Annotated in this window: 5 protein-coding genes; 2 read left to right on the top strand and 3 right to left on the bottom strand. The window is 71.2% G+C overall.

The genetic code is table 11. From position 1 onward, the window contains the following. Together ABZ749_RS28425 and groL are read left to right on the top strand one after the other, a co-directional pair. Positions 1–1063: hypothetical protein (locus tag ABZ749_RS28425; protein WP_357233184.1), on the top strand; the 1063-nt coding region annotated here is incomplete at its 5' end. Between the two features lie 272 nt (positions 1064–1335). After that, complete coding sequence (gene groL / locus ABZ749_RS28420; RefSeq protein WP_357233182.1) at positions 1336–2958, top strand: chaperonin GroEL; 1623 nt, start codon at positions 1336–1338, stop codon at positions 2956–2958. Between the two features lie 56 nt (positions 2959–3014). On the opposite strand, the gene ABZ749_RS28415 is transcribed toward groL, so the two are convergent. The 3 genes from ABZ749_RS28415 to ABZ749_RS28405 form a co-directional block, all read right to left on the bottom strand. After that, entirely contained in the window at positions 3015–3263 is a 249-nt protein-coding gene (locus ABZ749_RS28415; RefSeq protein ID WP_357233180.1) for a hypothetical protein, read from the bottom strand. Between the two features lie 78 nt (positions 3264–3341). After that, positions 3342–4280 (bottom strand): GNAT family N-acetyltransferase, encoded by a 939-nt coding sequence (locus ABZ749_RS28410; RefSeq protein WP_357233177.1) that lies wholly within the window; start codon positions 4278–4280, stop codon positions 3342–3344. Between the two features lie 57 nt (positions 4281–4337). Next, a partial coding sequence (locus ABZ749_RS28405; RefSeq protein ID WP_357233176.1) for a S8 family serine peptidase occupies positions 4338–5427 on the bottom strand: 1090 nt, incomplete at its 5' end.

The raw sequence follows: 5427 nt of genomic DNA, 5'->3' as shown, positions 1-5427 counted from the left end.
CCCGTACATGCGCGGACGGATGAACGACGTCAAGTCGTACGTGCCGCCGTTCGCGCCCGGCTGGGATCCCGCGCAGGGTGCCTGGGGTGCGGCCCCGCCGCCGCAGGGCTGGGCGTTCCCGCCCACCGGGGGCTACCCGCCCGGGTCGGGTCCCTACGGCGGGCAGCCGTGGTACCCGGGGCCGCCGGTCGGCTGGTACCCGCCCGGTTACGGGGTCGACCCGAACGACGCCCTGGTCACGCCACCTGGCGCGGGTATCGGCGGCTGGTTCAACCGCTGCGGAGGAGCGCTGCGCCGGGGCTGGCGGCAGTTGGTGCCGATCATGCTGCTCACCCAGGTGCTGCCCGCGGCGGTGCTCTCGGTGGTCTCCCTCGGGCTGGACCCGTCGGCGAAGTGGGCCGCGCAGGCCGGATCGACGTCGACCCCCGCGCTGCCGGACAATTTCGTCGCCGAACTGCTGAGCCTCCTGGTCCTGCTGCTCGGCGGCAGCCTGGTCGTCGGGTTGGTGCAGGCCGTCGGGTGGGCCGCCGGCACCTGGGTGATCACCCAGCAGGCGGCCGGTCAGCCGGCCAGCCTGGAGTCCGCGCTGCGCTACGGCCTGCGTCGGGCACTCGGGCTGTGGGCGTGGACCCTGCTGGTCAGTCTGCTCATCGGCGTCGGTGTCTGCTTCTGCGTGCTGCCGGGCATCTACCTGGCCTTCGCGCTGAGCATGGCCGGCCCCGTCTATCTCTTCGAACGGCACAACCCGATCGGTCGATCGTTCCGGATGTTCCACGACCGACTCGGCCTGCTGCTCGGACGGGTGGCCCTGGTGGCCGTGGCGGTGATCGTCGGCACGCTGATCCCCGGTGGCCTGGAAGGGATCGGCACCGGCGCGCTCGGAACGGACCCGTTCTCCTCGGCGGGTACCGCCGCCGGGGCGGTGGTGGTGATCGGGATCACCGCCGTGCTGGCCCTGCCGGCCCATCTCGCGCAGATGGTCGGTCTGCTGGTGACGTACGTCGAGCAGCGTGCCCATGAGGCGCCGGTGAACAGCGCTGGACTGGCTGCGGAACTCGGCTGAGCGGCGGCATCGTGCTTGCACTCGGCAGGGGAGAGTGCTAAACAAGTCATTGGCACTCGCATACCGTGAGTGCCAACGGTCGGGACGGTGGGGCCAGGTTGTGCCGGTGTGGAGACACCGGGGCAGCACATGGCCGGTCGTCGCGGGCTATCCGGCCCGGCCGAAGGACGTCGTCGTCGCCAGGTGGCGACGTCCCTAGGTGCGCACACCAGGCGGCCCATCCGGGGCACACATCTCGGGTGGCCCGTGAGTGTCCAGGAGGACAACGCCGTATGGCCAAGATGATCGCTTTCGACGAAGAGGCTCGCCGCGGCCTCGAGCGGGGCATGAACCAGCTCGCCGACGCCGTAAAGGTGACCCTCGGCCCCAAGGGCCGCAACGTCGTGCTCGAGAAGAAGTGGGGTGCCCCCACCATCACCAACGATGGTGTGAGCATCGCCAAGGAGATCGAGCTCGAGGACCCGTACGAGAAGATCGGCGCTGAGCTGGTCAAGGAGGTCGCCAAGAAGACCGACGACGTTGCCGGTGACGGCACGACGACGGCGACCGTCCTGGCCCAGGCCCTGGTTCGCGAGGGCCTGCGCAACGTGGCCGCCGGCGCCAACCCGATGGCCCTGAAGCGGGGCATCGAGGCCGCGGTCGCGAGCGTCTCGGAGGAGCTGTCCAAGCTCGCCAAGGACGTCGAGACCAAGGAGCAGATCGCCTCCACCGCCTCCATCTCCGCTGGCGACAGCACCGTCGGCGAGATCATCGCCGAGGCGATGGACAAGGTCGGCAAGGAAGGCGTCATCACCGTCGAGGAGAGCAACACCTTCGGGCTGGAGCTGGAGCTCACCGAGGGTATGCGCTTCGACAAGGGCTACATCTCGGCCTACTTCATGACCGACCCGGAGCGTATGGAGGCCGTCTTCGACGACCCGTACATCCTGATCGCCAACAGCAAGATCTCGTCGGTGAAGGACCTGCTCCCGATCCTGGAGAAGGTCATGCAGTCGGGCAAGCCGCTGCTGATCATCGCCGAGGACCTGGAGGGCGAGGCCCTCGCCACCCTGGTGGTCAACAAGGTCCGTGGCACCTTCAAGTCGGTCGCCGTCAAGGCGCCGGGCTTCGGTGACCGCCGCAAGGCCATGCTGACCGACATCGCCATCCTCGCCGGTGGCCAGGTCATCAGCGAGGAGGTCGGCCTCAAGCTCGACGCCGCCACCGTCGAGATGCTGGGCCGCGCCCGCAAGGTCGTGGTGACCAAGGACGAGACCACCATCGTCGACGGTGCCGGTGACGCCGAGCAGATCCAGGGCCGGGTCAACCAGATCCGGGCCGAGATCGACAAGAGCGACTCCGACTACGACCGCGAGAAGCTGCAGGAGCGGCTGGCCAAGCTGGCCGGCGGCGTCGCGGTCATCAAGGTCGGCGCGGCCACCGAGGTCGAGCTCAAGGAGCGCAAGCACCGCATCGAGGACGCCGTTCGCAACGCGAAGGCGGCCGTCGAAGAGGGCATCGTCCCGGGTGGTGGCGTCGCGCTGGTGCAGGCCGGCAAGACCGCCTTCGACAAGCTCGACCTGGTCGGCGACGAGGCGACCGGTGCGAACATCGTCAAGGTCGCGCTGGACGCCCCGCTGCGGCAGATCGCCGTCAACGCCGGCCTTGAGGGCGGCGTCGTGGTGGAGAAGGTCCGTAACCTCGAAGCGGGTCACGGTCTTAACGCCGCCAACGGCGAGTACGTCGACCTGCTGGCGGCGGGCATCATCGACCCGGCCAAGGTGACGCGTTCGGCGCTGCAGAACGCCGCTTCCATCGCGGCGCTCTTCCTCACCACCGAGGCTGTTGTCGCGGACAAGCCGGAGAAGACCCCGGCTGCCCCGGCTGGCCCGGGTGGCGGGGACATGGACTTCTGAGTCCAGTTCCGACACCGAACGGGGCGGGCCGCTGACGCGGTCCGCCCCGTTCGTCGTCAGGTTGGCAGTGGGCGCTGGTTGCGCCGTTTCTGTGCCCGGCTGTACGGCGGGAGCAGCTGGATCGGCGCGTCCACCATCTCCTGCGACTCCTCGGCCACCGGCGGCTCGCCGTCGGTGGTCATCTCGGCCAGTTGCTCGGCGTCGCCGTAGTCGAGCCTGTCGAACGGCAGTTGGCCGGGGAGTTCACCCACCGGTTTCCAGGTGATCGGCGGGCCGTCCTCGGTCTGGTTGTCATCCGTGGTCATGGCTGCCTCCTCTACCGAAACGGTAGGGGGCGTCGTTGGCCGATGCGGGCGAATGGATCTATGTCCTGTTTGCCCCGGTTATCCCCCGGACAGGGTCCGCCGGTACAGGAAGAAGACCCGCTCGATCCGCGCACCCGCGCTGCCCGAGTAGAACGGCACCGGTCCTACCCAGCCGATCTGTGCCCGGTCCAGCCCCACCGCCCGCTGGTCGCGCAGGCAGCGCCGCAACAGCACCCCACCGATGCCCGACCCCTCCGCGGCCGGTGCGGTGCCCATCGGCCCGAACCAACTCGGCCGGGACGACCCGTACGCGGCGAAGCCGAGCACCTCGCCGTCCCGCTCCGCCAGGTGGCAACCGGCGTCGGCACGCCCCACCGAACCGGCCAGCTCACCGTCCCACGTTCCGCCGAAGGTGGACCGGGCGAACGCGGTCAGCGCCGGAAGGTCCGCCGGCTCCGCCCGGCGTACCGTGACGCCCTGGTCGGCCAGCCGCCGCTCCGTCGCCTCGGTGGACCGCAGTGCCGGCGACCCGTCGTACGACAGGTCCGCGGTCATGTTCCAGGCGGTCCGGTCCTGCTGGTAGCCGAGCGCGAGGGCGGCGCAGACCGCCGGCGTGTAGCGGACGTCGATCCCCGGCCACGCGTAGTACGGCGGGTTCCCGGCCAGCAGCACCTCGGTCGCCCCACGGTCGGCGAGCACCCGCTCGGCCCGCTGGAGCAGCGCCCGGCCGACGCCCCGACGCCGCTGATCCGCAAGGACCGCGACCAGGTCGACGTGCCCGATCCCCGGCTCGACCGACGACACCGAACAGATCAGCACCCCCACCAGGTCCGCACCTCGGTACGCGCCCAGCCCGACCACGGGCCGGTCGGCGGCGGCGGCCCGGGTCCAGAGCACGTCCACGATGGAAGCCGCCTCGGCGGAGTCCTCGGGCAGGTCGAGCGCCTGCTGGCAGAGCTGTACGACGCTGGTGACCAGGTCGGCGGTCAGCTCGGTGACGGTGATCTCGGCGTCCATGGTCGCCGACCCTAGATCACCGGATGTCGAGCCGCACCCCCGCCCGTGGGGCGACGATCAGCCCTGGGCGGCGCGAACGGCGGCGTAGGCGTCGACCTGGCCGGCGCCGGTGACGTTCGCCGGAGCGCCGCAGGCGTCGGAGGGACTGTCGGAGCGATAGGTGGGCGTCACCTCCGTGGCGGTGTCGCGCAGGATCTGCCGGGTCCGGGTCACGTCGCCGACCAGCGCCGGGTTCGCCGACCACATCAGCGCGACCACCCCGGCCACCTGCGGGGTCGCCATCGACGTGCCGTCCAGCTCGGCGTAGGTGCCGCCCGGCATGGCCGATACCACACCCACCCCCGGTGCCAGCACGTCCGGTTTACCCGAGCCGCCCGGCACCGGCCCGCGCGAGGAGAACTCGGCGACGCGCCGCTGGTCGTCCACCGCGCCCACTGTCAGCACGTCCGGGTAGGGGGCGGGCGGATCGTCGATCGACGCGCACCACGGGCCGGTGTTCCCGGCCGCGGCGACCACGAAGATCCCGGCGGCGTCGAGGGCGGCGGTGGCCGGCCGCAGAACGCGCTGGTCGCAACCCTCGATGGGCGGGCAGCCCCACGAGTTGGTCAGCACCTGCGGGCCGCGCTCCGGACGGCCGTCGGTGAACGGATCGCCGCCGGCCGGGAAGGGCGCCAACATGAACTGGAGACAGTCCAGGTAGTGCGCGGGGCTGCCGAGGTTGCGGTCCAGGTTCACGCAGCCCACCCACTGCGCGTCCGGGGCCACCCCGATGCCGTCCCGCCCGACCGCGCTGCCCACCGTGTGGGTGCCGTGCCCGCCCTTGTCGGTCGGGCTCCGGGTGTCGTCCCACGGGTCGAACCAGGAGTCGTCCCCACCACGGAACCCGGCCCGTAGCGCCGGATGGCCGCCGTCCACCCCCGAGTCGGAGCTGCCGACCACGATGCCCGCGCCGGTGACCCGGAGTTGGGACCACACCCGGTCGGCGCCGATCTGACGGATGTTCCACTCCGGGCCGGTGGGCTTGGGCAGGGTGCCGCGGCTCTGCCCGGCCGGGGCCGGCAACGGTCGCACAAGCTGCTGGACGCGCCGCCGTCGATGTCGGAGCTGCGCCGTCGGCCGGCCGAGGAACTGCACGGCCTGGTCGAAG

The organism is Micromonospora sp. NPDC047753 (assembly GCF_040642735.1).
GTDB lineage: Bacteria > Actinomycetota > Actinomycetes > Mycobacteriales > Micromonosporaceae > Micromonospora.
Note: the sequence above shows the minus strand (reverse complement) of the source record. Positions and strands in the feature narration are given on the sequence as shown.

What these genes read in the sequence shown, in the direction of transcription:
- ABZ749_RS28415 (WP_357233180.1), bottom strand. Translation starts at nt 3,263, where the DNA reads ATGACCACGGATGACAACCAGACCGAGGACGGCCCGCCGATCACCTGG.
- ABZ749_RS28410 (WP_357233177.1), bottom strand. Translation starts at nt 4,280, where the DNA reads ATGGACGCCGAGATCACCGTCACCGAGCTGACCGCCGACCTGGTCACC.
- groL (WP_357233182.1), top strand. Translation starts at nt 1,336, where the DNA reads ATGGCCAAGATGATCGCTTTCGACGAAGAGGCTCGCCGCGGCCTCGAG.